This window comes from bacterium (genome assembly GCA_020444065.1).
GTDB lineage: Bacteria > Sumerlaeota > Sumerlaeia > SLMS01 > JAHLLQ01 > JAHLLQ01.
In genome coordinates this window covers 34,131-60,561 of sequence record JAHLLQ010000004.1, presented here as the reverse complement: position 1 = coordinate 60,561, position 26,431 = coordinate 34,131, and the positions used below count along the sequence as shown (strand labels likewise).

General features: G+C 61.9%; 25 protein-coding genes. 16 read left to right on the top strand and 9 right to left on the bottom strand.

The window, feature by feature from the left end:
- Positions 1 to 26: 26 nt before the first annotated feature.
- The 6 genes from KQI84_11470 to KQI84_11445 all read left to right on the top strand — a co-directional run bounded on the left by KQI84_11470 (position 27) and on the right by KQI84_11445 (position 4,403).
- Complete coding sequence (locus KQI84_11470) at positions 27 to 1,208, top strand: DUF455 family protein (GenBank protein MCB2155495.1); 1,182 nt, start codon at positions 27 to 29, stop codon at positions 1,206 to 1,208.
- A 112-nt stretch (positions 1,209 to 1,320) separates the two neighbouring features.
- Complete coding sequence (locus KQI84_11465) at positions 1,321 to 1,626, top strand: hypothetical protein (protein ID MCB2155494.1); 306 nt, start codon at positions 1,321 to 1,323, stop codon at positions 1,624 to 1,626.
- Between the two features lies 1 nt (position 1,627).
- Positions 1,628 to 2,605, top strand: a complete 978-nt coding sequence (locus tag KQI84_11460) for a glycosyltransferase family 2 protein (protein MCB2155493.1) — start codon at positions 1,628 to 1,630, stop codon at positions 2,603 to 2,605.
- A 100-nt stretch (positions 2,606 to 2,705) separates the two neighbouring features.
- Positions 2,706 to 3,245 carry a rhodanese-like domain-containing protein gene (locus KQI84_11455; protein ID MCB2155492.1) on the top strand — a complete coding sequence of 180 codons (540 nt, stop codon included), beginning with the start codon at positions 2,706 to 2,708 and terminating at the stop codon, positions 3,243 to 3,245.
- Positions 3,245 to 3,790 carry a DoxX family membrane protein gene (locus KQI84_11450; GenBank protein MCB2155491.1) on the top strand — a complete coding sequence of 182 codons (546 nt, stop codon included), beginning with the start codon at positions 3,245 to 3,247 and terminating at the stop codon, positions 3,788 to 3,790. The genes KQI84_11455 and KQI84_11450 overlap by 1 nt, the downstream gene beginning before the upstream one ends.
- 10 nt (positions 3,791 to 3,800) lie before the next feature.
- Positions 3,801 to 4,403: a hypothetical protein gene (locus KQI84_11445; GenBank protein MCB2155490.1), complete on the top strand. Its 603-nt coding sequence runs from the start codon at positions 3,801 to 3,803 to the stop codon at positions 4,401 to 4,403.
- A gap of 1 nt (position 4,404) precedes the next feature.
- Here the strand turns inward: KQI84_11445 and KQI84_11440 are convergent, their stop codons facing one another.
- The gene (locus KQI84_11440) at positions 4,405 to 5,700 is read right to left on the bottom strand and encodes a hypothetical protein (GenBank protein ID MCB2155489.1); all 1,296 of its coding nucleotides are present in this window, start codon (positions 5,698 to 5,700) and stop codon (positions 4,405 to 4,407) included.
- Positions 5,701 to 5,934: 234 nt separating this feature from the next.
- Between KQI84_11440 and KQI84_11435 the strand changes: the two genes are divergently transcribed.
- Positions 5,935 to 6,960 carry a bifunctional oligoribonuclease/PAP phosphatase NrnA gene (locus tag KQI84_11435; protein ID MCB2155488.1) on the top strand — a complete coding sequence of 342 codons (1,026 nt, stop codon included), beginning with the start codon at positions 5,935 to 5,937 and terminating at the stop codon, positions 6,958 to 6,960.
- 82 nt (positions 6,961 to 7,042) lie between these two features.
- Here the strand turns inward: KQI84_11435 and KQI84_11430 are convergent, their stop codons facing one another.
- From KQI84_11430 to KQI84_11420, 3 genes are all read right to left on the bottom strand, one after another.
- On the bottom strand, positions 7,043 to 8,185 hold the full coding sequence (locus KQI84_11430; protein MCB2155487.1) for an aminopeptidase: 1,143 nt from the start codon (positions 8,183 to 8,185) through the stop codon (positions 7,043 to 7,045).
- A 195-nt stretch (positions 8,186 to 8,380) separates the two neighbouring features.
- Positions 8,381 to 8,716 carry a hypothetical protein gene (locus KQI84_11425; GenBank protein ID MCB2155486.1) on the bottom strand — a complete coding sequence of 112 codons (336 nt, stop codon included), beginning with the start codon at positions 8,714 to 8,716 and terminating at the stop codon, positions 8,381 to 8,383.
- Between the two features lie 258 nt (positions 8,717 to 8,974).
- The gene (locus tag KQI84_11420) at positions 8,975 to 9,790 is read right to left on the bottom strand and encodes a dihydrofolate reductase family protein (GenBank protein ID MCB2155485.1); all 816 of its coding nucleotides are present in this window, start codon (positions 9,788 to 9,790) and stop codon (positions 8,975 to 8,977) included.
- A gap of 321 nt (positions 9,791 to 10,111) precedes the next feature.
- Between KQI84_11420 and KQI84_11415 the strand changes: the two genes are divergently transcribed.
- Both KQI84_11415 and dnaX read left to right on the top strand, forming a co-directional pair.
- Positions 10,112 to 10,966 carry a hypothetical protein gene (locus tag KQI84_11415; GenBank protein ID MCB2155484.1) on the top strand — a complete coding sequence of 285 codons (855 nt, stop codon included), beginning with the start codon at positions 10,112 to 10,114 and terminating at the stop codon, positions 10,964 to 10,966.
- A 71-nt stretch (positions 10,967 to 11,037) separates the two neighbouring features.
- Positions 11,038 to 12,927, top strand: a complete 1,890-nt coding sequence (gene dnaX, locus KQI84_11410) for a DNA polymerase III subunit gamma/tau (protein ID MCB2155483.1) — start codon at positions 11,038 to 11,040, stop codon at positions 12,925 to 12,927.
- 15 nt (positions 12,928 to 12,942) lie between these two features.
- Here the strand turns inward: dnaX and KQI84_11405 are convergent, their stop codons facing one another.
- From KQI84_11405 to KQI84_11390, 4 genes are all read right to left on the bottom strand, one after another.
- A complete protein-coding gene (locus KQI84_11405; protein ID MCB2155482.1) occupies positions 12,943 to 13,371 on the bottom strand; it encodes a hypothetical protein in 429 nt (142 codons plus the stop codon).
- A gap of 77 nt (positions 13,372 to 13,448) precedes the next feature.
- The gene (locus KQI84_11400; protein ID MCB2155481.1) at positions 13,449 to 15,278 is read right to left on the bottom strand and encodes a peptidyl-prolyl cis-trans isomerase; all 1,830 of its coding nucleotides are present in this window, start codon (positions 15,276 to 15,278) and stop codon (positions 13,449 to 13,451) included.
- Positions 15,279 to 15,284: 6 nt separating this feature from the next.
- Positions 15,285 to 16,739 carry a glycosyltransferase gene (locus KQI84_11395; protein MCB2155480.1) on the bottom strand — a complete coding sequence of 485 codons (1,455 nt, stop codon included), beginning with the start codon at positions 16,737 to 16,739 and terminating at the stop codon, positions 15,285 to 15,287.
- Positions 16,732 to 17,643 carry a glycosyltransferase family 2 protein gene (locus tag KQI84_11390; protein MCB2155479.1) on the bottom strand — a complete coding sequence of 304 codons (912 nt, stop codon included), beginning with the start codon at positions 17,641 to 17,643 and terminating at the stop codon, positions 16,732 to 16,734. The genes KQI84_11395 and KQI84_11390 overlap by 8 nt, the downstream gene beginning before the upstream one ends.
- A gap of 131 nt (positions 17,644 to 17,774) precedes the next feature.
- Here KQI84_11390 and KQI84_11385 point away from each other — a divergent pair, with 131 nt between their 5' ends.
- Positions 17,775 to 18,002 carry a hypothetical protein gene (locus tag KQI84_11385; protein MCB2155478.1) on the top strand — a complete coding sequence of 76 codons (228 nt, stop codon included), beginning with the start codon at positions 17,775 to 17,777 and terminating at the stop codon, positions 18,000 to 18,002.
- A 24-nt stretch (positions 18,003 to 18,026) separates the two neighbouring features.
- Positions 18,027 to 18,575: a DJ-1/PfpI family protein gene (locus tag KQI84_11380; GenBank protein ID MCB2155477.1), complete on the top strand. Its 549-nt coding sequence runs from the start codon at positions 18,027 to 18,029 to the stop codon at positions 18,573 to 18,575.
- A gap of 6 nt (positions 18,576 to 18,581) precedes the next feature.
- On the opposite strand, the gene KQI84_11375 is transcribed toward KQI84_11380, so the two are convergent.
- A complete protein-coding gene (locus tag KQI84_11375) occupies positions 18,582 to 19,463 on the bottom strand; it encodes an AraC family transcriptional regulator (protein ID MCB2155476.1) in 882 nt (293 codons plus the stop codon).
- Positions 19,464 to 19,608: 145 nt separating this feature from the next.
- On the opposite strand from KQI84_11375, the gene hslU reads away from it, so the two are divergent.
- From hslU to KQI84_11350, 5 genes are all read left to right on the top strand, one after another.
- Complete coding sequence (gene hslU, locus KQI84_11370; GenBank protein MCB2155475.1) at positions 19,609 to 21,045, top strand: ATP-dependent protease ATPase subunit HslU; 1,437 nt, start codon at positions 19,609 to 19,611, stop codon at positions 21,043 to 21,045.
- A 20-nt stretch (positions 21,046 to 21,065) separates the two neighbouring features.
- Positions 21,066 to 22,073, top strand: coding sequence for a 4-hydroxythreonine-4-phosphate dehydrogenase PdxA (gene pdxA, locus KQI84_11365; GenBank protein ID MCB2155474.1), 1,008 nt, complete (start codon positions 21,066 to 21,068; stop codon positions 22,071 to 22,073).
- Positions 22,066 to 22,932: a 16S rRNA (adenine(1518)-N(6)/adenine(1519)-N(6))-dimethyltransferase RsmA gene (rsmA, locus tag KQI84_11360; protein ID MCB2155473.1), complete on the top strand. Its 867-nt coding sequence runs from the start codon at positions 22,066 to 22,068 to the stop codon at positions 22,930 to 22,932. The genes pdxA and rsmA overlap by 8 nt, the downstream gene beginning before the upstream one ends.
- Positions 22,929 to 24,203 (top strand): ABC transporter ATP-binding protein, encoded by a 1,275-nt coding sequence (locus KQI84_11355; GenBank protein ID MCB2155472.1) that lies wholly within the window; start codon positions 22,929 to 22,931, stop codon positions 24,201 to 24,203. Before rsmA ends, KQI84_11355 begins: the two co-directional genes overlap by 4 nt.
- Before the next feature lie 114 nt (positions 24,204 to 24,317).
- Entirely contained in the window at positions 24,318 to 26,426 is a 2,109-nt protein-coding gene (locus tag KQI84_11350; protein ID MCB2155471.1) for a lamin tail domain-containing protein, read from the top strand.
- Positions 26,427 to 26,431: the final 5 nt, after the last annotated feature.

Here is a 26,431-nt window from a genome sequence, read left to right as displayed (position 1 = left end):
CAGCCTTTTCTCGAAAGGATTGCCATATGAGGTACGAACGCATTCGCGATCACCGGCAATTCAAGCCCGGCTATAGCGTCGACGAGAACGCGACGCGGTTCAGCAACTACTACCATGTCCTGCGCGAGTTGGTCCATCTGCACAACGGATGGTTGCCGCGCGTGGGGCCGGTGGATGTGAAATGCCTTCTCGGCATCCATGTTCACGAGGATGCGGTGTTTGTGTCGGAGATCAACCGTCGCTTGTTCGTATTGCGCTCGTCGAAGGACTACCCCGCCGCGCCGGGCGAGGAGTTCACGGCGATCCTTGATCACCTTGCCGGGCTCGAGACCTGGCAGGAATATATCGGCTGCGTGTACAGCGTCGTGAAGCCGCGCCTGATCGATGCGTGGGAGACGCACTGTGTAGAGACGGATCCGATTCTCGACGAACCCACAATCCGGGTGCTTTCTCGCTTTTTGCACATCACGGCGAAGCACATTAACGGCGGCGTTGCCTTGGTGGAGAGCATTTTCCACGAAGAGGAATTTCATGAGCGACTCAGTCCCGCGATTCGCCGCACGGAAGAGTTGTGGTCGAAACTGGGGACGGAGCCGTTTGCGCGGCCTCTGAAGTCCGGCGCCACACGCGAACTCAAGCCAATGCCGCGGCTGAAACTTCCTGCGCGCGACAGCTTTATCAGAATCTCCAACGAAGAGAGTCCCATTCACCCACCAAAGAACGATGAAGAGCGCATCCGGTACCTGCACGCATTGATGGATGCGGAGATCTCGGCCGCGGAGTTCTCTGCGCTCGATTCGCACGAGAACCCGACATTGCCCTGGGAATTTCATGAAAACATGGCACGCGAAACCTGGGACGAGATTCGCCACGCGCAGGTGATGGAAGCGATCTTGAAGGAATCGGACGCCGCGTGGGGTGACTGTCCGGTGTCGCTGCAGTCCTTCCCGGAGATCTACGCGAAGGACTTGCCGGGGCGACTGATCCTGCTGAACCGCCAGGGCGAAGAGCGCGCGCGCCTGTGCCGGAAGCACTGCAACGAGGAGAAACTCCTTCAAGTCTTCGATTACGTGCTGGGCGACGAAGCGCGCCATGCCGCCAACGGCGTGAAGTGGGGAATCCACCTTCTGGGAAGTCGCGAGAAGTTCCTGGAGCGCGCCGAGGAGTTGACGAAGAGCACGCACACCGCAGAAGCAGCGAAGGCCTGACGCAGCGAAATCGCCACGCAGGTCAAACTCGGGGTTGCACGCGTCCTCGGGTGCGGGTTGGATGCAGCCTTGATGCCGGCCACAAGAGCCGGCCAGCCACCGGGGCGCCACGATGCTCGACTTGATTCTGAATCCGACAATCATTCTGGCCGGTCTGATCGCATTGGCCGTGCTCCTGCCGATCGGCGCCCTCGTGGCGTGGAAGACGCGCCCGGCGCTGCAGCGGCGCCTGACCATCGCGATTGGCACCGCCGGACCAATCGTCCTTGTTCTCTACGGCGTGTACACCGGCCTCGTTGCGACTTTCGGCGCCGATTCGATCTGGACGGCGATGATCTTCTTCGTCCTGTGCGGAGCACTCGGTATCGGCCTCGGCGGCTGGATCAAGGGAGAAGCCGCCCCGCCGCGGGAGGAGTAACTTGCCCCCCACCGTTTCCGTCGTCATCCCCTGCTACAATGCAGCGAGCCACCTGGAACGGACGATTCGGAGCGCCCTCGAACAAACCGTCGCTCCGACGGAAATCCTCTGCATCGACGACGGCAGCAAAGACGCCACTTGGGACATCCTGCAACGCCTGGCCGAAGAGTCTTCCCTGGTCCGGCCGATCCAGCATGAGTTGAACCGCGGCGTCGCAGCCGCTCGCACGACGGGATGCGAGAATGCTGCCGGCGAGTGGATCGCCTTTCTAGATTCGGATGATCTTTGGGTGCCAGAGAAGCTGGAATTGCAATTGGCCCTGCTGGACGAACACCCGGACGCGGCGCTGCTGCATGGCGACGCGTGGTCGGAAACCGACGACGATCAGGCAACCCGCAAGCCGATGCTGCGCCACCAACTGGTGCGCGACGACGATCCGATCATGACCCTCTTTGCGGCGAACTGGGTGATTACGTCGGTGACGATGATCAGGACGGATTGGACGCGACGCATTGGGCCGTTTCGCGCTTACGATGGCGTTGTGGAAGACCACGACTATTGGCTGCGCTTTACGTTGGCAGGCGCCAAGTTCGCCCACGTCGACCAGCCGCTGGCAGTTTATCGCAAGCACGGCACAGGGCTGAGCGCCAGCGAGGTTCGCATGCCGCGCGGCAAGCTGGCGTGTCTGGAGGCCAATCTTCTGAGTCGCCCGAAGATCATCGATCGCATCGGCCGAGAAAACCTGGACGGGATGCGTATCTACCACACGCTGGGGGTCGTCCGAGGGCTGATGCGACAGGGCAATCGGAGCGCCGCCGCCGCGGAATGGGATGCGTTCCTGGAGCGCTTCGGAAAGCGCCCAGAAGTGGCGGAATTGCGCAAGTCGCTGTGGCCATTTGGCCTTCGGCATCGCCGAGCCACGGATCGTTTGCGCCAAACGGCAAAAGTCGTCCGCGGCGCCGTCGAGAGCCGCCTGTAGGCACCCCCGTCGATTTTGGTAGCCGAGCGCCGGGCTGTGCGGGCACTGTGGCGTGCGCCTTGCATGCCGGTGCGGTGCAACGCTTTCGAGGCGGTCTTCTATGAAACAGACAGTGATTCGCATGGTCATCCTGGTGGTAATTGCCGCGGCCGTCGCTTCGGCCGATGGGATGATGCGCGGTTTCTCGATGGACGATATGGCGACGACGTCGAACACGCTGCCACCAACACGGCCGCGCGCGACACCCAATGAGGCAACGCCCTCAACTCCCGCGACCAACGAAGACCCGGACGACGGGATGGGAATGACGTCGGTCCAGTTGCGCGACGCCATGCAAGCCGGCGACGTCATCGTGATCGATGCGCGCCCCGTGGAACTTTACACCGAGGGGCACCTGCCCGGCGCGTACAGCATCCCCTACCAGGCCTTCTCCGGCGGCAGTACGCCGGAAATCGTGAACATTCTGGATCCGATGCAGACCTACGTTGTCTATTGCGAAGGCGGCGACTGCCACTCCTCGCACATGGTCGCATCGATGTTGAAGCAATATGGCTTTGAGAGCGTTGCCGTGTTCGAGCGCGGCTATCCGGCCTGGGTGGATGCGGGATTCGAGGTGGAAGAAGGAGAGCCGTACCTGTGATGGCTGCCGCTGATTCTTACAAGATTCGCCGCTGGGCGTTCATTGCATTTACCTGTCGCTTTGTGGCGGGGGGTGCATTCCTGTTTGCCGCATTTCAGAAGTTGGCCGGCCCGCAGAAGTTCGCGCTCGATATCAACGCGCTGGGCCTCGTTCCGGAAGCCACCGTGCCAATCTTCGCCTTCCTGGTCCCATGGACCGAGATCGTGATCGGCATCTGTCTGCTGTACGGAATCTGGTCGCGATCTGCCGGCTGGCTGGCAACGATCGTCTATGCAGGTTTCACTGCGGTGCTGGCGTCGGCGATGATTCGCGGGCTGGATGCGTCCTGCGGATGCTTTGGCGATTCCTTCGGCGGCGGCGTCATCAACGTGTATTCGCTGCTTCGAAATTCCGTCTTCATCGCCGCCTCGCTGGTCGTTGCCTTGGGCGGCGGAGGTCCGGCTTCCCTGGATGCCGTGCTGGAATCGACGCGATCGGCGGAGCCCGAAAAGGTTGACGAAGACGAGCACGGAACGCTTGCCCACCCGGCGCCTTCCGCGGAGTAATCGTCTCACTATGGCACCCATCGGCTCTCGCGAAATTTGGTTCGACACGTTTCCCCAACTGGCTGTCCGGTGGTTCCGCCGCCAGCCCAAGTCGCTGCAGGAGGAGATCGGCTCCTCTGCGGAAGCCTCGCTGCGCGCGGAGGAGCGCGTTCGCACGCTGATCCGCTACGGCCGCATCAAGCCCAGCCGCGCCCTGAAGACCCCCCGCGAGTGGGAAGTCTGGTGGGATGCGTCCGAAGAATGGGCGCGCCTGCGCCGGATCCTGACCGGATTCGGCTGGGGCGTCGTGCGCCACCGCGGCGATGCGTCCCGTACCGAGGTTCTCCTCGATGCCCAGGAAGAAAGCGATCTGCCGGTTGTCGTGATCGTCGAACGCATCCTGCAGGAACAGGCCCGGATTGCGGTCGATGGGGGGCTGAATCTGCCGCTGAAGGCCGACGACCTGGCGCCGATGGCGCTGTCTCGGGAGCTCTTCCAGGTCATCGCCGAGAAGATCGGCTCGGCGCCCAGCCCCTGGGTCGACGAACTGGCGCAATTCGAGTTCAGCCGAGTCGTCCTCGGCCTGCCATTCCATCCGATGGTTCTGTGGTTGTTGAAGGACGGCGAGAAGTAGCCTAGAACAGCCGCTCGGGCTCCGCCGGCAGGTTTGCCCAGCGGGGCAGCAGCCCGTCGCCCTTGTCCGCGGGGAAATGCTGCGGATTCTCCACCCAATCCAAAACCGGCCGCAGTGTTTCGTGGAACGTGCATCCGCCGAGCCACGCACAGCCCTGGCGCGCCAGGCGGTTGCGATCCAGCGCCGTCGCCCGCAGCGAATGCCGCATCTCCGCGACGATCTCCTCCACATTGTCCGGGTCGACGCCACCGGCCAGACCCTCGGTGACAAGTTCCTGTGCCAGCATACTGCGCGGCGAGACGATCGGGCGAATTCCCCATCGAATCCAGGACAGCAATCGATTGCGCGACCCCAGGTAGGATTCCGGGATATCCCGATCGAGGAGCAGTGCCGTGCCGGCGTGGGCCAGGATCGCCGCCTCGCTGCCCTCGCCGGGCTCCAGGCGCACGACGCGCTTGGGCGGAACGTCACCGAGTTGCTCGAAAAAGCGGTCGGCGACGGCTTTGCTCGAGCCATCCTCCACGCCGCCGCGGATCACGATGCGGACGCGGTCGTTGACCTCGAGCAGTCGCCGCAACGCTCGCCCCATCGCGCCCTCCTTCATCCAGGGCGTCCAACTGCCACCGAGGAAGACGTACGGCGTACCGGAAACGATGCCGCGATCCCGCAGCGCCTTCGGGAAGGGCTGCACCGCGTACCCGAAGGACCATTCGCGCGGCACGCCAACGGGGATGGTCTCGATCCGATGGTGAAGCGGACCGGGTGCGGAAATCCGACCCAGGAGTGTGAGTTGGCCCAGGATGGCGTCGCGCTGGTGGTCGGACACGGCCGAGAACGCGTCGCCGGCCATCAGCGACTCGCGCAGGAACTTCCAGATCTGATCGCGGGCAATGTAGTTGGGTTCGCCGGGACGACAGACATCGCCGTGCCACTCCGCCAGCGGATCGCCGAACAGGTCCACCCAAGACGGGCAGCCAACCTTGCGCGCCACGCGGGTTCCAGCGGCCACGGGCATGATCGACCCCACGCCCAGAACGGCGTCGTACTTCGCGTCGCCGAGACCCCTGAGGACTTCGACCGGATCGCAGAGCTGATCTGGGGTAAAGGCCGCCGCTCGTGCCACGTCCGGCAGATTGACACTCCGCCGTGCGGCAGGCTCCAGGAGCGCCGCGTGTACCTCGTGTCCATCCTCGACCAGAGGCTCGATGAACTGGCGCAGCCGAATGGTCGGGCCACTGATGGCCGCGTTGGCTTCCAAGGGGTGAGGTCCGATTCCGAGAACCAGCAGCCGGGTCATTGCTCCCAGGGCCTTTCCAAGAATGTGCAAGGGCGTAGCACGGAGGGCTTTGCAAGCCAACCCCGAATCTGACTCCAGAGCCCGCCACGGAAAATCGGTTCGGCCCAAATTCAGGAGAGTTTCACGCTTGACGTCCGCCCCCGCCGCATCCCTAATGGGAGGTTTCAGCCGCGGCGAGAGGACTCCGCCTCGCGCCCCCGCTGGCGACAATTGGAAGTACCTAGAGGAGCCATCGTGAGTGCAAATTCGAGCTTCGACCCGATCGAAGCCCCGGAAAAACGAATGGGCTCGGCCGCCGATGTGGCCGAAGTCCTTAGGAACAGCGACAACATTCTGATCGTCAGCCATGTTCGGCCCGACGGCGACTGCCTTGGCTCCGCCACGGCGCTGTCGATGGCGTTAGAGCAACTCGGCAAGCGCGTCATCAGCTACAACCCCTCGCCGACGCCCGAGCGTCTGATGTTCCTGCCCTCCATCGAGAGCGTGCGGCAGCAACTGCCGGACTGGGAAGTCGAGCTCACGGTGTTCGTCGATTGCGGCGGACCGGGCCGCGTGACCCCGGACTTCAAGCCCCTCGGCAAGTCCTGTATCAACATCGACCACCACGCGACAAACGAAGTCTTTGCCGATCTGAACTACATCGACATCAAGGCCACGGCCGTCGGCGAGCAGATCTACTACATCGTGCAAGAACTCGGCGCGGAGATGACTCCCGAGATCGCGACCTCGATCTACACATCGATCGTCGCCGACACGGGCAGCTTCAAGTATCCAAACACAAACCAGCGCACATTTGAAGTCGCAGCGGAGTTGGCCAATGCCGGCGTGAATCCGTCTTTCGTTTGCCGCAACCTATACGAAACGCGTCCGCGCGAGGAAATCGTCCTGACCGCGAAGGTGCTGAATCGGTTGAACTACGAAACCGAAGGGCGCCTGATCTGGAGCCAACTCATGTGGGCCGATTACGCGGAAGTCGGTGGTGACGACTTCGAGCCCGAAGGCCTCGTCAGCGAAATCCGCGCAATCAACGGCGTTGAAGTTTCCGTGCTCTTCCACGAACTGGAAAACGGCGGCCTGCGCGCGGGATTCCGCGGCAAGGGCGACGTCGATTGCGCAGCAATCGCTCAGCAGTTCGGCGGCGGCGGGCATTTCAACGCGGCCGGTTGCTTCATGGACGGCGTCGACTTCGAGAAGGCCAAGGCCGACATCATCAAGGCTTCCATCGCCGAGATCGAGCGAGTCTTCGACGGGAAGAGCTGATCACCCACACAGACAGGCAAAAAACAAGGGACGGAGCAGACCAACTGCTCCGTCCCTCTTTTTTCTGGTGTCGCGTGCAGTCTTACAACCCGAATGCGTCCGGGTTCAAGCCCTTCAGTTCATCGACCACAAACACGCCATCCTTGCGGATCAGCACGTCATCGAAGTAAATCTCGCCGCCGCCGTATTCCGGCCGCTGGATACAGACGAGATCCCAGTGGATCATCGAATCGTTGCCGTTCGGAGCGTCGTCGTAGCACTGGCCAAGAGCCATGTGGAAGCTGCCGCCAATCTTCTCGTCGAATAGAATGTCGCGCATGGGCTCGCGCACGCCGGGGTTGAAACCGATGGCGAACTCGCCCACGTAGCGCGCGCCCGGATCCTGGTCCAGAACGTCGTTCAGCTTCTTCGTCTGCGCCGCATCCATGCCGCTCGCCTCGACCGCCTTGCCGTTCTCGAAACGAAGCCGGATGTTATCCATCGGGATGCCGTTCTTGACTGTCGGCGTGTTGAACTGCACGACGCCGTTGATACTGTCGCGGACGGGCGCCGTGAAGCACTCGCCGTCCGGGATGTTGTGGCTTCCGCAGCAATCGACGACGGGGATGTCCTTAATCGAGAGCGAGAAATCCGTCTCGCCCGGGCCCTTGATGCGCACCTTGTCGGTCTTCTCCATCAGCGCACGCAACGGCTTCACCGCCTCCGCCATCTTAGCGTAATCGACGCAACAAACCTTGTAGTAGAAGTCCGCAAACGCCGAGCGCGACGTCTTTGCCAACTGTGCCATGGCCTGGTTCGGGTAGCGCAACACGCACCAGCGCGTCTCGTTCACGCGAATGTCCAGGTGAACGGGCTTATAGACGATGCGCTGGAACAGGTCGACCTGCTCGATGGGCACATCCGACGTCTCGAAGATATTCCCCGAGCCGCGAATGCCGATGTAGCAATCGGCGTCCTTCATCTGGGCCGTTTCGTACTGGGCCAGACGCTTCAGCACGCCTTCATCGGCCCTCATGAGGAACTCGCGCTGGATTTCGTCGTCCTGGTAATGCAGCGCCGGCGCCGCGCCGGCTGCGATCGTCTCTTCGACCAGCGCCGCGCCCAGGCGCAGCGTGTCTCCGCCAATGCAATGAATGAAAACGAGTTCTCCCTTACCGGCCTTCACCGAGTGATTGATCAGCAGGTGAGCCAGCTCACGATCCCGCGGGTCGATAGTTCCAAGCATATGTCAGCCTTTCCGTATATTTATGACAAGTCACCACAGCCGCAGAGCCTTGCCCCTCCGCCTGCGGATTGCAAGGGAGAAGCGCAACGGGGGGAAGACTCCGCCGCCCGTTCGTGCTCGTGCTCGTTATCGCCCCGCGATCCTCGCCAACTCGAGGTGACTTGGACATCCTTGTCCAAGAGCAGTCCTGCTCGCCTAGTATTCGTGCCGCCACTCATCGCCATCAAGCCAGGCGATCTCGGATATCACGCCCCCGCCCTTCTGCGCCAGAATGATGCGATCGTCGCAGAATATGAATTCGAGACGCTCCTGAAAACGTGGGTCCGAATCATACACACTTTGCAGACACTCAGGCGTCGGGGAATTGCAGCGCTCCCTGACGGTATCGAAGAAATCGTTACGAACGCGGCGTTGAATCGCCGATTCACGCCTCGACTTCTGTGATTCTGCGGTCTGAACGGTGAACCAGATTCCCGGCGTCACGAATATCAGTAGTATCAGCACCCAGAATGTTCGAGAGAAGCGAATCATGCCGAAGGTATTGCATGATGCGGGCCTCAAAGCGGCCCCTGCCGCCTCTCGTGCTCGTAATCGTCCTCGATCCTCGCCCACTCGAGGTGACTTGGACATCCTTGTCCAAGAGCAGTCCTGCCAACCTCCGCCCTTGTCCTTCGCCCCCAGAAAAAGCGAACCCTGTGGCAGCCTCGAGCAACGGGGGCAGACTGCCCCATCACCCTCGGTCCACAGGGTCCACCGAGTTTCTTGTGCTCACCCGACTTGCGGGCGGTGTTACTTCGCGCCGGCCGCGGCCAGTGCTTCTTCCGCGATCTCCGGGTGCTGGACGCCGAGAACTTCGTAGCGCAGCCGCACGCGGCCGCCATCCTCGGGATCTGCCCCGATCAGACGCAGCATGAACGGACGCTCGTCTTCCTGGAGATCCTCTGCCCGCACCACCGTCGGTGTTTCCGGACCGCCGAGAATCGTCGGCAACACCACGATGCTGATCTCGTCGACGAGTCCCGAGTGCAGCAAGTGCCCGGGCAGTTTCGTGCACGTGGCGCACACGACGCATTCTGCGCCCAACTTACTGCGCAGCTTCTTCAGTGCGCGGCCCAAGTGCACGTGACGCTCGCCCGCCATCAGGTACGGGATGCGTTCGTGGTGCAGGAACTCCAGGTACTCCGCCTGAACGCTGTGGCTGACGATATGAATAGCGCGCCAGCCCGGCCAGCCGGGGGGTTCCTTCATCCCATCCCGCAGACGCCCGCCACTGTCGACGGCGGCGAACCACCCCTTGTGATCGGGGGCGTTCATCACCTCTTCGGGCAGGAAATCGCGATAGAGATCGGTGAGTTTGGACGTCGACGGCTTCAGCGGCCGTGGCGGACGCTCCTCGTCGACAAACAGGCTGCAGCACTCCAGCAGAACCTGAGGTTGGAACTTGGCCACCAGACGGGCCATGCACTCCTCGCGGCTCCCATTGGGGTGCCAGATGCGCGTCCATTTCGGATCGTCCGGTTCTCCCGACCCGGGCCGACCCGTTTCGGGCGGCACCCGGCCATCCACAGACGCCACGGTATGCACGATTACGCGCGGTCTTTCCATATTGCTCCCTCCGAGCAGATATCCTGGTTTGTGGACCTCCTCCTCCGGCTAGAAAAAACTCGGACCAAGCACGCGTAAAGATCTTCTGTATCTTTACCAAGTAGTCTGCCACTCGATTTGGACCATGTCTAGCAGAGATGGGCGTTTATGGCAGTATTTCCACAAGGGGATGGGGGAATCGAGTGCCGGAAAGAAGACTCTCTACTTCCTCAGACATATCCCACCCCGGATGGATGATTGTTGAATCCGATTGCACCTCCTGCAAACTGACACGATCTTCACTCCAGAGGAACTGCCAGACAAAGGAGAGAAGACGATCCCGTGTTTGAGAGACTATCTCGTTCACTGAACTTGGATGCAGGCACTGTTGAAAAACCGCTGCAATTACTTGCTGCCGTGCAGATATTCAGCGTGATCAGCGTAGTTGCGTTTCTCATCACTGCATGCCAGATACGATCGCCATCCTTGTCGAATATTCTGGTTTGGGCATCGGTGGGCATCGCGATTTTGGACCCTATCGGCACTATCGTGGCCTTGGTTCGGTTTCGAGGTCAGTTTTCAACGGATGAGCACTTCAACACTTACGAAAACAGAGTAGAGGAAGTCACAGGAGACATACGAGGGGCCCCTCAATTAGCTACTGCAGAAGGCACCACCCGTTCAATCAAGTCATCCATGTCACCTCGAGATGAGATCACAAGGCTGCCAGAATCCCTACTAACTGTGGCGAAGCAGGAAATAGGAATCCACGTAAATGATCTTCTTGAATCGCATGATCAAATTCGGCAAATGCTGTTGGACACAGGCTTATCAGTTGCCAGTTCGTTTGGTTCGACATCAACTTACGGCGGCAGGCCTCAGGAGTTCGTGATCTCGTTTTCTGAGAACACAAATGTCCGAGTCCTGCAGACTGTCTTACGAATCGGGATTCACTCTGGAGCAAAGTGGGTATCTCTCTCTGAAAAACCCAAGTCGCCTGACAAGCAAAGCATTCACATAGGCGCGTACACGTACCGAAGGAGAGACTCCAGAACAATACCATTAGACGAAGGAATTCGAACTGTACTCCTGTCTCCACTCTTGGACAGGGAGAGGCTCCTTCTTACCTTCGGCGTCCCGATTGAGAGATCAGTCCACGATCTCGACGATCCCGAAAAGGGCGAAGAAAAAACATAAACAATGCCGTTGACCATCCCGGGCCCGCTGCGCACACTGGCCGTTAGCTCGTTCCCGGGAGTCCCCTTCTCATGGCTGATGGTTCTCGTTCGGATTATGTCGTCATCGCACGCCGGTATCGGCCCCAGGTCTTCAAGGACGTGGTGGGCCAGCGCGCCGTTGTGCAGGTGCTGCACAACGAAATCGAGGATGGCCGCATCGGGCACGGGTACCTCTTCTGCGGGCCGCGCGGGACGGGCAAGACGTCCATGGCGCGCATCTTCGCGAAGGCGCTGAATTGCGAGCACGGCCCAACGACGGCGCCTTGCGGCAAGTGCCATCATTGCCTGGAAATCGCCGAAGGCACCGCGCTGGATGTGATCGAGGTCGACGCCGCCACCTACACGAAGGTCGAACAGACGCGCGAGTTGCTCGAAGGCCTGCGCCGTGCGCCCTTCAGCGCGCGCTACAAGGTCTACATCATCGACGAAGTCCACATGCTGTCGAACCACTCCTTCAACGCGCTGCTGAAGAGCCTGGAGGAGCCGCCGCCGCATGTCGTCTTCATTCTGGCCACGACCAACCCGGAGAAGTTGCCGGATACGGTGATTTCGCGCTGTCGGCGCTGCAACTTCGAGCGCATCAGCGTGCCGGACATCGTGGCAAACCTGGGTGAGATTCTCGATCGCGAGAAGGTGACGGTGCGCGAGGACGAGCGCGTGCAGGTGCTGACGGCGATCGCGCTGGCGTGCGAGGGCGGTCTGCGCGACGCGCAGGTGTTGCTGGACCAGTTGATCTCGCTGTCGCCGGAGGAAGTGACACTGGAGGACGTGCGGTCGCTGCTGGGCGTGGTCGAGAGCGATCTGTTCACGCGACTGATCACGGCGCTGATCGAACGCGACACAAAGGCGTGCCTGGAGATCGTCGGCGACCTGGTGGATCGCGGCCGCGATCTGAGCCGGTTCGTGAAGATGTTCCTGAGTTTCCTGCGCGATGCGATGCTGATGAAAGTCGGCGGCACCGGCGAACTGGTGCGCGTGGCGGATGCGCAATCGGAAGAATTGAAGAAGCTGCTGGAGAAAGCGAGCCTGCAGTACCTGCTGAATTGCATCCAGCAGTTCCTCGACCTGGAAGAACGGATGCGTGGCGCGGCGCCGCCGCGATTCCTGTTGGAGTTTGTGCTGATCAAGCTGACGGCGATCGATCCTCGGCTGGTGATCGACGCGCGGCTAGGCGGCGACCCGGACGGTCCCGATGGCAGTGGCGGTGGAGGCGGCGCGTCTGCCCGACGCGGCACGGCTGCTCCGAGCCGGCCGGGCTCGACGGCGCCCGGCAAGTCGACATCTCCGCAGCAACCCCGCGCGCAGCGCAGCTCCCAGCCCGCCGCGGCGCTGATGCGCGAAGCCGCGCCGGAGCTCGAACCCGAGTATCCGGAACCGGAAGCCATTCCGACGACCGACGGCGATCGCTGGACGGCGCTGGTGGAGCGGCTCGGGAAAGTCGCGCCGACAATCCAGGGGGTGATTCGCAACGCGCGCCTAGTCGAAGTCACCGAGAGCAAGCTCTTCATCGAACTGAGCGCCGGCGATCGCGCCATGCGCCAGCAGATGGAACGGCCGGAGATCTTTGGCGGAGTTCGCGAAGCCGCGCGCGCAATCTGGCGCCGCGGGCTTGTGCCGCATATCAGCGTGGAAGAAGTCGCCCCCGCACCCACGCCGGTTTCCGTGATGGAGCCCGACGCTCCCCCGCCGATCGAAGAGGATTACTACGAAGAGTACGAAGAAGAGCCGGTCGATCTTGCGATGCAGACGACGCTCAATGCTCCGCCGGAGCCCGTTGCGGCGCCGGCGCTGTCGAAGCCGATGACGCTCGACGAAGCGCGCGAGAAGTTCCCCGAGTTCCGCGAAGCATGCGAACTGGTCGAGCGCCACTTCAACGTGCAGCCCACGCACTTCAACGGCGAAAAAGTCGCCGAGGCGTAGTCTCTTTCAAAATGTCTACGGGATCGTTAGAACCGTGGTGTGCGTAACATGCCATTCGCCTTTGCGGCGTTCGAGCGTGTTCATCAACTTGATGGGCTCGACGACAGTCGGGTCTTTCGGCAACTGCGTCTCCAGATAGATCTTCACCCAGACCTGTTTGCCAGTGAGTGAACGGCGATATTCGCTGCGCGACAAGTGCGCAACGAGCCGGCCGCGCGAGTTGTAGCGAATGACTTCCTCATCGAGCGCCGCCGTCTCGGACGAAGGCGCCGCGCCCTCCCCGACGAGAACGATCGAGTAGGGCGTCAGGCTCGCCGCATCGCGTTCCGCCCACAGGTTATACGCGATGTATCGCCACGTTGCGAGCCCGGCGGCGAGCACAACAACCGCCAGCCCCGCCAGGGCCAGCAGCTTCACTCGGCGATTCGCGAAATCTCGTGCCATGGTTGACATTCGTCAACGCAGGTCGAAGCGTCAAGCGGGGATGGTTCTCAAAACAGTCTTACGCAAGAGCGGTGAGATCAGGGCGTATTGTACACACCCTCGACGGGGATGTTCCATTTCAAGGCACCGCTTTGATCCATCTGACGAACGGCGGCGACGCCTGGTTCGCGCGCGGTTTCGAGGATGAAGTCGAGGCTTGCGCGTGCACGAAGTTGGTCGTTGTCGAGCGATGGCGGCATGTCGATGCGCTCGATGTAGAAGGCGCTGACGGTGCCGTCCGCCTGGGCACGCGGATCGGTGAAAACGCCGGCGCGCAATGACTGCGGATCCAATCCGAAGTCCCGCTTCACGGCCGACCCCTCCATCGCTTCGAGCTTGTTGTAGCGCAAGCGCAGACGCGAATCTTCCGGCTGGGGCACGCGACGCAGAACGACACTGGGCGTGGCGTAGATCGAGTCGCCGGTGATCGCGGCACGCTCGCTTAGTTGCTGCTCCGCGACAGTCAACTGCTCGCGCAGGTAGCTCATCATCTGCGGTGTGAGATTGCGAAGCGCGGAAGCGCGGATCGAGTCCTCGTTGCGCGGCGCGACATCGATGCGCCACAGGGTCACTTGCGGCTCCGGCAACAGCTCGGAACGGTGTGCCATCAGGTACTTGGTGATCTGTTCGTCCGTGGGTTGCACCAACGCGCGACGAACACGAAGTGCTTGTGCGGCCAGCGTCAGGTCCCTGCCCATTTCCTTCGCGATGCGATATGCCTCTTCACGTTCGAGTACCATCTCCTCGAGCCGCTGCGTGATCACTTCGCCCGTGACAATTTCCTGCACGTGAGGGAACAGCGCGCCGGGCACACGGCCTTCCGCTAGAACGCGTTCGGGGAAAAGGTCAGCGTACTCGCCCTTGTTCAGGAAGAACTGCCGCACGCGCAGGATTTCCGCTTCGTCGTCCATGTAGGGAAAACGCGCGGCACGATTGATCGGGTGAGCCTTCGCGCTCGCTTCGGCCAGTTGATACTGATACTGCTGTGGCAGGAACTGCGCGCGCAGTTTCTCGCGAATCTGATCCTGCACGTCGGTGATCGGCTGGGCTTTTCCTGCGCGACGTTCTACGATTTCCACCAACAGCAAACCGTTCGGCGTTTGGATCGGGGTGCTGATCTCTGCAGTTGCCAATTCGAAGATGCGTTCGCGAACACGCGGGTCCACTTCGCTGCCGGTCGCCGTCACCGTCTTCAACCCATCGACGGGACGATCGAGCTGATACTCGGGATACTCTCTCAGCAGAGGAAGCAATCCGCCCTGGCTGACCGCACGCTGACGCAATGATTGAGCGGTGCGGAAGATCTCCTGCCGCGCGGTTTCAGTCATGTTCTCCGGAAATGGAATGCGAAGGCGACGCACATCGACTTCAGCGGGGCGAAGGAATTCCGATTCGTGTGTGCGGTAGTAGTGCGCGATATCGATCGGTGAGATCTCTAGCGACAACATGATCAGTTCATCGGTCAGCACATACTTCGCGCCCGGCGCGGCATAGATGCGCGTGCCCTTTGCGAGTGTATCCGCACTGAGAGCCTTACGCCCTTCGGGCAGTTGCGCCAGCGCGCGGTACTCGATGATTTGACGAACGGCTCTCTCAATGTCTCGCAACTGATTCGTGCGGCCGGCGGTGATGGCTTCCTGCCAGTCCTTCACGATCAACGGATCGGCGGAGACGATGAGCTGCCACAAGTAGACGTCGAGTTCGCTGATCGCCCGATCGCTGGCCACGGCAATCACCGCATCCGGATCCGGACGCCACGTGTCCCTCAAGAATGCCAGGTCCGAATCCGCGGCAGGCGCCGTCGAAACCAGCAAAATGATCGCGGCCATCAGCGGCCAGATTGTTCGCAGTGTCGGGAACTTCTTCATCGTTCGTCAGCCTTTCAGGCGAGACTTGATCGAGCGCCACAGGCGCAAGGGCCACTTCGCGCGCAGCCGGCGCAGAGATTCACGGTCTGTCAGCAGCGGCCCAACCTGGCCTTCGACCTTCAGGCGCGCCCACAGCAGCGCCTCGACGTCTTCCGCCAGATCGGGACCAGCCTTGCGCGCCCCACGGCGCCGGGTCAACCGGGGGTCCCGGTCAGGAGCCCATTTCGGCTCTCCGCACCACTCCAGGAAATCCGCCAGCGTCTGCTGCGGGTCGAAGGCCTCGCGGACGCGTTTGCGGGCGCGCTGGGCGCGGCGCTGCCACCGATTCGGATCGGCAGCGCTGTCGATCAACGCATCGGCGAATGCCGCCACGTCGCCGCTGGCCACGACTTCGCCGGCGCGATTCTCCTCGATCCACTCGGCGATCTCGGTGCCGCGAGTTGTCAGGACCGGAAGGCCCGCGCCCATCATGTGCGTCAGTCGCGTGCGCGCGCCGAAGTGGGTTTCCGTGTTGCGGCAATCCACGTTGATCCCAACGTCCGCGCGGGCATGCAACGCGACGACCAGTTCGGTTTCCACCCAGCCCAGCAAATGAACTCGATCGGCAGGCAACTGCTCCGCCGCCAACTTCTGAAAGCGCACGTAAGACTTGTCGTCGTGCCCAACCACCGCGCCACCGGTCGCGACCAGGTGGATGTTGGGATTGGCCTCCATGGCGCTCCGGAAAGATTCCGCCAGCAAGTCCACGTCGGTCCAAGTATTGAAGCCGCCGCTCCACAGTATCATGTGCGCGTCGTCGGGCACCTTATCTGCCAGGGCCGGCGGCGTCTTGCGCGTGCGTTGCAGTTGATCGTAGATCGGCGAAGTCGCCGTCGGGATCGTCGTCGCAAACGGCCAATCGAACGTGTGGCGATTCAGCCGCCCCACCATTGCCAACTCGCCGTACAGCGCATTGCCCTGGCGTGCGCTTGCCGTCGAGAAGCGATCCGCCGCCAGAAGCGCCGCGACCTCCAGACGCCAGAAGTGATCGTAGTACCGGTCGCTGTTCACGAGAGCGGCGCGCGTCTGTCCCTCCGCCATCGTCCAACCATACAGGTCTGCCCAGAAAGGCAGTTCAGGCGCGGCCTGCGCGACGAGGTATGCCGGATACGCGTTGATGCCGACGACGGCGTCGAAATTCGATTTGTGCAGCACGCTGCGCAACGCGTTGATGATGTACGCTTCGTCGTGGCTTGTGAATGCCTTGTAGTAAAGCAGATCCTTGTAGCGGCGCTTCTCCACCGAGCAGCGGTCGTCCGGATCGCTGGCGCCGGGAATCGGAACCGTCAGCAGCCGAACCTGGTGGCCGGCGGCTTTCATCGGCTCGATGAAATGCGACGTGCGCATGCACTGTCCGCTGATCTGCGTCGTGCCGGCCTCTTCGAGCAACGGCCCGGCCGCAACGACTAGAATCTCAGCCATGAGAACGCTTCCCTTCGCGGCGCACGGCGGCCTGAATCTCGCGCCACTGGATCGCCGCCCAGGCGTACGCTCGCGCGCACGACCACAGATTATCCCACGGAGCATTCTGCGCTATCCAGCGACCTTCCGCGCGGATCGCCCGCAGCAGGTCCAGACCACGCCGGTTCTTCAACAAGTAACGCCAGCGATTGCGATTGTACATGGTCAGGAAACGGCGACTCAGCCGCTCGGTCGTCTGGGATTCGTGATGGATCACTGTCGACGTCGGAAAAACGCGGACCTTCCAGCCCGCCCGCCAGGCGCGCGTGCAGTAATCGATCTCCTCGAAATAGATCGGCCAGAATCCCTCGTCGAGCAACCCAATCCGTCCGATTGCGCGGCGGCGAATCGCCATCGCCGCTCCGGTGACATAGTTCATATCGGTCGGTTCGTGGATCGTCTGCTCGGCCACCGGCACGCCGTAATCGATGTGATTCGTCAGCCCGTTCGGGTGGATGACGCCGCCGAGGTGCTGGATCGTCTCACGCCCCGGATAAAGCAACCGACAGCCGGCGATCCCAAGCTTCGGGTCCGCGGCGAAGGCCTCCGCCAGCGGCGCCAGCCAGTCCGGATCGGGCTCCGTGTCGTCATTGAGCAGGATCACCACGTCGCCCCGGGCGTTCAGGACGCCGAGGTTATTCCCGCCGGCGAACCCCAGGTTGTGCGGCGAGCGAACAAGAATCGCCTCCGGACACTCGGCGGCGACGAACTCGCTGGTGCCGTCGGTCGAGCCATTATCCACAACGATCGTCTCGAACGGGACCGGGTCGCAGCGCCGCAGCGCCTCCAACGGCAAAGCCAGCCGCTGGCGCCCGTTCAGCGAAACAATGACGATCGAGAAGGTGATGGATGATCCCTTGCCCATAGCCCCCACACGCAACGCCGCGAGGCCCGCCGGGCGCAAAGAGAATCTGGCGCGGCGCCCCGCCCCACTCCGCCCTTGCCCTTGCCCGCGCGGATTCGCACAATCAGCGGACCCTGCCGAAGGAGCCCGCCGTGACGAACAAGATGAAGCGCAACCTGACCGGTCCGCCCGGGCGAGCCATCGTCTATCTGATTCTCGGCCTTGTCCTGTTCTCCTTCGTCGTGCAGGGCAGCATGCGAGCTTACGTCTACGCCTACGAGGGTCTGCCCGGCGACGGCCGCAGGGCCCGCGTCGAGAAGAAGCCAGCCGCGCCGGAGCGCTACGTTCCACCTGCCGACGTCACCTACCCGATTTACTGAGTTCCAATTTCGCAGGAGATCGCCATGCCCACCGCCCTGGTTCCACTGATCGATGGCTTTGAGGAAGTGGAAGCGATCGCTGCGATCGATCTGATGCGCCGTGGCGGGATCGACGTGACCACGGCGGGCATCGGAAAGCAGACCGCCACGGGTTCCCACGACATCCAGGTTCAAACGGACGCCATCTTTGCGGATGTTCAGGAGGGCGAGTTCGACGCCGTGGTTCTTCCCGGCGGTCCGGGCGCAGCCAAACTGAACGATGTCCCGGGGTTGCATGACTTGCTTCGGCGACAGGCGGCGGCCAGCCGCGTGGTCGCGGCGATCTGTGCCGCGCCAACAGTGCTTGCCGCGGCGGGATTGCTCGAAGACCGACGGGCGACGTGCTTTCCGAAGTGTGAAGGCGCCATGGCCGGCGCCACGGTCGTGCGAGAGCCGGTTGTCGAGGATGGCAATTTCATCACGAGCCGCGGCGTCGGAACCGCCGTGGACTTCGGGCTGGCGCTGGTCGCACGCCTGGTCGATCGGCAGACGGCCGATCAACTGGCGCAGTCTATCGTCTTCGAACACGCCTGATCCCCCTCATTCCAGCGCCACGCAGATCTCCATCCGAATGTCCTCCGGGGGCGTGCTGCTCGGGTCGTTCTTCGGAAATTCGAGGCATGGCCGGTGGGCCAGCTCTCGCCCGCTGTGAGGCGCCCACTGGCCGATGATGTACGCGTAGGTCTCGCCGAGGCGCTCAAGCGGCCCCTCGTGGAGGACGCGGGCGTACTCGCCCCCGCCGATCTCCTGAATCTCAACGCCTTCGTCGTCTGCGCTCGGCTCAAACTTCTCATCCACAGTCACACATGCGTCGTAGTTGATCGGCCCATAGGAAACGCCGACGAAGACGGTCTTGTTGTTCACGAGTCCGCGGCGGCGGGCCCACTTGTCCAGGCTGTCGACGACGGGACCGCAATCGGGCCCGGGGCCGGTGTGGCGCATGCAGGCAACGCGCATGCGCGGGATTTCGACGATTGAGACTTCCATTTTCGTTCCTCCCGAGATGATCGGAGTGAATCCGTGGAGAACGCCGGCGGGCTGGTAGTGGATGATGGTCGGGACCTGTCTCGGCTGGGGCGGCGACGGGGTGCGGCGGTAGCTGCTCGGCGCCATCCCGAACCAGTCGCGGAATGCCCTCGTGAAGGACTCGTGCGTTTCGAATCCGGCATCGAAGGCAATCACGGTGACCGACTGGTGCGTCGACAGAAGGCGATACGCGGCGCGCTCCAGGCGGATTCGCCGGATGTGCTCGCCGATGCTCTCCCCCACCATCCCACTGAAGATCCGGTGGAAGTGGTGGGGCGAGAAGTGGGCGATCCGGGCGAGATCCCGCCACCCCAGATCCTCATCCAGGTTTTGCTGGATGTGATTGAGGACGGCGAGAATCCGATCCTGATAGTCCTGCCATGTCGTTGTTCTCACGGCTCACTCCCTGAGTAGTGACGGGAGACTGGCACACAACGGGGGAGAATGCTTGATCCGTGTTGCGAATTCCACGGCTTTTTGGGGCCGCGTTGGCACTCCGGGCGCTACATTTGGGACCAATGCGAACCGGGAGGCTCCAACTGTGTCACGATTCCTCGATAGCGAACTCACTCCACGCCAGATTGTTGCGGAACTGGACAAGTACATCATCAGCCAGGAACGGGCGAAGCGCGTGGTGGCGATCGCACTGCGAAATCGCGCCCGGCGGCGCCAGTTGCCGGATTCCCTGCGCGACGAAGTCTCCCCAAAGAATATCCTGATGATGGGACCGACGGGCATCGGCAAGACCGAGATCGCCCGGCGATTGGCGCGCCTGGCGCGGGCGCCGTTCGTCAAGGTCGAGGCCACCAAGTACACCGAGGTCGGCTATGTCGGCCGGGACGTCGAGTCCATGGTCCGCGACCTGGTCGAGAACGCCATCAAGATGGTTCGCGACGAGAAGGTCGAGGACATGCGCGTCTGCCTGGAGCACGTCGTGAACAACCGGCTGATGGATCTGCTGATGCCGGTGCCCAGCGATGTGCGCAAGGAAGTGACACGCAAGGACGGTCGTCCAAAGGTGGAGTATGTCCTGCCCAAGCTGAAAGGCGAAGAGTCGGAGGAGAGCCACGCGTCCTACGTCTGGTGGCGGCGGCGCGAGAAGTTGATGGGCCAGTTGATCCAGGGCGTTCTCGACGATCGCGAAGTCGAAGTGACTGTGACGGAGAGGGGGCAAATGCCCTTCGGCATGATGGGCGGTCCGGGGGGCGGCGGCATGGACATGATGGGCATGGAGCAGTTGCAGGGCCTGATGGACAAGTTCGTCCCGAAGAAGAGCAAGCAGGCCAAGCTGCGCATCGCCGAGGCTCGCAAGGTTCTGATGGAGGAGGAGATCGACTCGCTGCTGGACATGGAGAAGATCAAGCTCGAGGCCCTCGAACGCGCCCAGCAGGAGGGCATCATCTTCATCGACGAGTTCGACAAGGTGGCGGGCCGTAGCATCGAAGGCCGCGGGCCGGACGTTTCCCGCGAAGGCGTGCAGCGCGACATCCTGCCAATCGTCGAAGGCTCCACGATCATGACCAAGCATGGCATGGTCACGACCGAACATATCCTCTTCATCGCCGCCGGCGCGTTCCACGTGGCCAAGCCGAGCGACCTGATCCCCGAGTTGCAGGGCCGCTTCCCGCTGCGCGTCGAGCTCATCCCCTTGACGCAGTCGGATTTCCGCAGGATTCTGACAGAGCCGGAGAACGCCCTGACCCTGCAGTACACGGAACTGCTGCAGACCGAGGGGGTCGAGTTGGTCTGGGAAGACGACGGGATCGACGAGATCGCCCGCATCGCGGCACACGTCAATTCGTCCACGGAGAACATTGGCGCTCGACGCCTCCACACGATTCTGGAGAAGATTCTGGAAGACGTGAGCTTCGAGGCGCCGGATATGGGCCAGGGGCGAATCGTCATCAACCGCGGCTTTGTCCAGCAGTCTCTCGATGAAGTGCTGAAGAACGAAGACTTGAGCCGCTACATCCTGTAGAATCGACCGAGACGACGGACATGAGTCCGGATGCAAGCAATCCTGTTCAAATCGGGCTGACAATCGGCGATCCCGGCGGTATCGGCCCCGAGGTTGCGCTCAAGGCGCTCGCCCACTGGAATCGCCCAGGCGTGGAATTCTCGCTCATCGGGCCACGCGAGCTGTGGGGATACCACGCCGGCCTGCTGGGATCCATCGACCCGGAGTTGGGCCAGTCGATCCGGACCGCCATGGAGAGGGCCTGCTACTTCCGCACCTTGGACCCCGGGCAATCGGACGCACTGCAGATCGGGCGCACAAACGCCCGGCATGGCGCCGTAGCCGAAGGGGCGATCCGCCGAGGCGTCGAGCTCTGTCTTGCTGGAAGCCTTGACGGCATTGTCACGGCCCCAATTTCTAAAGAAGGTCTGAAGGCCAACCACTCCCCATTCCCCGGCCACACAGAGATGCTCCGCGAGCTGACGGGCACCGACGAAGTGGTGATGGTACTGGCCGGAGGCGGCCTGCGTGTCGGCCTGGTGACGATTCACGTGCCCCTGCGTCGCGTTCCTGAGCTTGTCACCCCTGAGCTGGTTGCGCAGCGAGGGCGAATCTTTGCCGAATTCCTAAAGCTTCTGCTGGATCGCGAGCCGAGAATCGCGGTCTGCGGCTTGAATCCGCACGCCGGCGAGGGTGGGATGTTTGGAACGGATGAGGAAGATGCGATCCTGCCGGGGATAAAGGAAGCAGAGCGTCATGGTTTTAAACTAGACGGCCCATTCCCGGCAGACACAATCTTCCACCAGGCGCTATCCGGGCAGTATGATGGCGTCTTGGCGATGTATCACGACCAGGGCCTGGTCGCAGTCAAAACACTCGCCTTCGATTCAGGGGTCAACATAACCGCTGGTTTACCAATGGTCCGCACCTCTCCGGATCATGGGACCGCCTTCAACATCGCAGGCGAGGGCGTTGCCAAGCACGATAGCGTGACATCAGCCATCGAAATGGCTGTCGAGTTGGCTGTCGCGAGGAGGAAGAATGCCTGAGGGTCCCCCCGACTTCGTCTTCCCACCCATTCGCCCGCTGCTGAAGGACCTCGGCATCTGGCTGACCAAGGGAAAAAGCCAGCACTTTCTGGTCAGGCCGGAGCGGTGCGAGGCCATTGCCATGGCGTGCGACTTGACGGACGAGCATCTGGCTCTCGAAATCGGCGCGGGATTGGGGAACCTCACGGTGGAATTGGCCCGGCGCGCCGGCCAGGTCACCTCCGTGGAGATCGATCCTGCATTCACCGTCTGGCATAATTCCTTGACGCACTATTTCCCAAATCTGGATTTCGTCCATGGGGACTTTCTAAAGGTCGATATGAACGATTTGACAGCGCGCTATCCGCAGACGCGACGTGTCGCGGTCGGCAATCTGCCCTACCAGATCACAGCACCGATCCTGTTCCGGCTGGTTGAGAGCTCGATCGAGTGGGAGCGGATCGTCATCATGATCCAGCGTGAAGTCGCCGAGCGCCTCGTCGCCGGCGCCGGCACCCGCGAGGCCAGCGCGCTGACCTACAAGGTGGCCTACCTGTATGATGCGGAGATCGTTCTTCGCCTGCCGCCCGAGGATTTCTTCCCGCCACCGAAGGTTCATTCCGCCGTGGTGGTCCTGACCCCTCGGAAGGAGAAGTTGCTGACCGATCTGGCGCATCGGGACCGCGTGTTCGATGTCGTGACCGCGTCATTCCGACACCGGCGCAAGACGATGGCGAATTGCCTGGCGATGAGCGGCATGGCCCCGGATCGCCCTGCCGCAGAGGCCGCATTGACAGCCGCGGGCATCGACCCGAAACGCCGCCCCGAGCATCTGTCGCTGGAGGACTTCCTCCGCCTCGAGGAGGCGCTCCGCCCATGACCGAATCCGCCCCGATGCTGCGCGTCGCCAACGTCAACAAGACGTTTGAAGTCTATGCTTCCCAGGCAACCACGCTGAAGGAGATGGTTCTGAAGGGACTGTTCGCTACGGACGAGAAGGTCGAGCACGTGGCATTACGCGATGTGTCCTTCGAAGTCGGCCGCGGCGAATCCGTGGCGATCATCGGCGGCAACGGCTCGGGGAAGTCCACGCTGCTGAAGCTGATCTCGGGCATTTCGGAGCCGACGGGCGGCGAGATTGAGCTGAATGGCCGCGTCGCGGCCCTGCTGGAGCTCGGCGCCGGCTTTCAGCCCGAGTTGACCGGCATGGAGAACATCTTCCTTCAGGGCGGCATTCTCGGCATGCCGCGCGAGCGCGTGATGGAGCGCCTGCCACAGATCCTTGAATTTTGCGAACTTGGCCCGTTCATCCACACGCCCATGAAGCGCTACTCCAGCGGCATGGTCGTCAGGCTTGGGTTTGCACTGGCCGTCTTCTCGGACGCGGACATCCTGCTGATCGACGAAGTCCTGGCCGTCGGCGACGTGGCGTTTCAGGAAAAATGCCTGCAGAAGATCGCCCAACTCCGCCGGCATGGAAAGACGATCCTCTTCGTCAGCCATGTGATCGAACACGTCGAGCTGATCGCCGAACGAATCCTCTGGCTAGACCAGGGAGACACGGTGGCCTGGGGCCCAGCCGAAGATGTCCTGGAGAAGTACATCGAGCGCTTCCAAGGTCAGGTCCACCAGGACCCCAAGGAGGTGGAAGAGCAGGATATTCAACGCTCTATCCGGCTGTCGACGGCACTGAACACCATGCGCGTCACACCTCGGAAGGCTCGGATCGACAAGTTTGAAATCCTCGACGAATCCGGCGAACCCCGCCGTGCTTTTTCACCCGGCGAGAAAGTCCTGATGCGGTTTCACTTCACGGTGATGGAGCCGCTGGAGGACATGAACATCCATATCGGGTACGGCGGGACGGGCGGCCAACGCGTCGCCTACCAGCGCTCCGACCTCCAGGGCCTCGATCTGCGCAACCTGGAGCCTGGGAAGTACGAGGCCACCGCCGAGATGGAGAACTTCCCGATTCTGCCGGGTCGATACAGCATGTCCGTCGGTTTCACACCCCCAAACCAGAACTTCGATTATCTGGACGCCCACATCCGGGGTTACTCGATCCAGATCCGCGGCGAACGGACCTCCGAAATCGGCGCCCTCGTGCGGGCGCCGGGCCAATGGGACTCGGATGGGACCGAGGATTCCTGACCGGATTTTTGCACGTTCTTTCCTTTACAGCCACTCAGCGTTTGAGCACAGTGTGCGGTTTGCTTGGGTGGGGTGAATCTCCGCGCCCTCTTTACAATCACCAAGGATGTCTTCATGAAACACGAGAATGGTTTTTCTGGTAACTTCGTTCGGCGGATGATTCTGCCATGTCTGCTGCTCCTGGTTGCGAGTGTTTCGTTCGCCCAGCAGCGCGCGACAGAGGAACGGATCCGCTTGATGGCGGCTAACATCACGAGCGGCAATCTTCAGAGCTACGATCCCGGCGAGGGAACTCGCATCTTCAAGGGTCTGAAGCCGGACATTGTGATGATCCAGGAATTCAACTATGGAGACAATTCATCCACGACGATACAGGGTTGGGTGGAATCGACGTTCGGCGCGGAATACACCTACTATCGCGAGGGCGGTAACGAGCAAATCCCGAACGGCGTGATCAGCCGCTGGCCGATGATTTCATCCGGTGAATGGAACGACTCAGAGGTTTCCAATCGCGACTTTGCCTGGGCAAAGATCGACATCCCGGGCGATACGGACCTGTGGGCGATCAGCGTTCACTTGCTGACGTCCGGATCGGGGGTTCGTAACTCCGAAGCGATCGCACTGCGCAACTATATCCAGGCAAACGTCCCCGCGGGCGACTTTCTTGTGATCGCCGGCGACTTCAATACGGACTCGCGCTCGGAATCCTGTATCTCCACGCTCTCCTCTGTCGTCTATACAGGCACGCCCCATCCCGCTGACCAGAATGGCAATGACGATACGAACGCGTCCCGGTCGAAGCCCTACGATTGGGTGCTTGTCGACTCGGACTTGAATGCCTACAAGACGCCGCTGACCATCGGGTCGAGCACCTACACCAATGGTCTCGTATTCGACAGCCGCGTTTACACACCGCTGTCTGAAGTCTCGCCTGTCCTCTATGGCGACAGTGGCGCCACGAACATGCAGCACATGGCCGTCGTGAAGGATTTCCTGGTCCCGGCCGGTCCGCCGTCGCCATCATTGACGCTGAGCACGGATCCGGTCACGCCACGATTCGACATGCCGACGGATATCGTCGCCAACATCAATTCGACGATCGGCGTCGATGCAGCGACTGCGAAAGCCTACTGGCGCATCGGCACGACGGGCGATTTCACGGAAGTTGCTCTTCAACTCGAGTCGGGCACAGCCAACAGCGGGTCGTGGCGCACGGCCAGTTCAATTCCCGCGCAGCCCTCTGGCACGCGCGTCGAGTACTATGCCGAAGCAGCAAACACCGACGGTACGATGAGTCGTGAGCCCGACAGCGGCGCCGACTACTATATCAGCTTCGAGCCGTCCGCTCCCGTGATTTCTGCGGGGCTGGATCCTGCCGCTCCCGTCGTGGGACAGGACATTCGCGTGACCGCCCAGATCACGGCCGATGCCGGTATCGACAGTACGACGGTTAAAGCGCCGTACTCCGCTACTGGCGGACAATCGGGAACGCTGGAGATGACATTGGTCACCGGCACAACGACGAATGGCACGTGGCGTTCGACCGTGCCGATCAGTGGCCTGGCCGTCGGCGAGGTATTGAGCTACCACGTCGAGGCGGAAGATGTGGAAGGACGCACGGCTCGCAATCCGAACACCGGCGAATACTCCGTCACAATCGCCGAGCAGCCGCAGGAAATCGACATCAGCGGTTGGACTCTGACGGAGACAGATGCGGGGATTACTGCAACGTTCCCGTCCGGCACGAAGATTCAGGCCGGCGGTTATTTGGTGATGACGCGCGATGCGGATCAGACCTCATTTGAATCCACCTGGGGCGCGCTGCCCGCAGGAGTGACCTTCGTAAATGGTGGTCCGATTTCGACCGGCTCGAACGGAATGGTGATCAACGGCGGCGAGATCTTCGAACTGCGGGACAGCTCAAACACGTTGATCGATGGCCCGACGGATACCAGCGGCGTGAACGCGAAGAATGCATCGACGTATCGCGAAGCTACGAATGGCAACTCGTGGGTCGCGACAACGGATACGGCCGCAACGCCGGGCGATGGCCCTTACGGCGCAGCCCCGCATGGCATCGGTGTCGTTATCACGGAGTTCGCCGATCCGGCGGACGGTTATCTCGAAGCGTACGTGGAACTCTACTACGACGCGGCAGCGCCAACTCCCACTCCAACACCTACGCCAACGCCGAGTTCTGAGACTGGCTTTGTCATGTACTGAGAGAG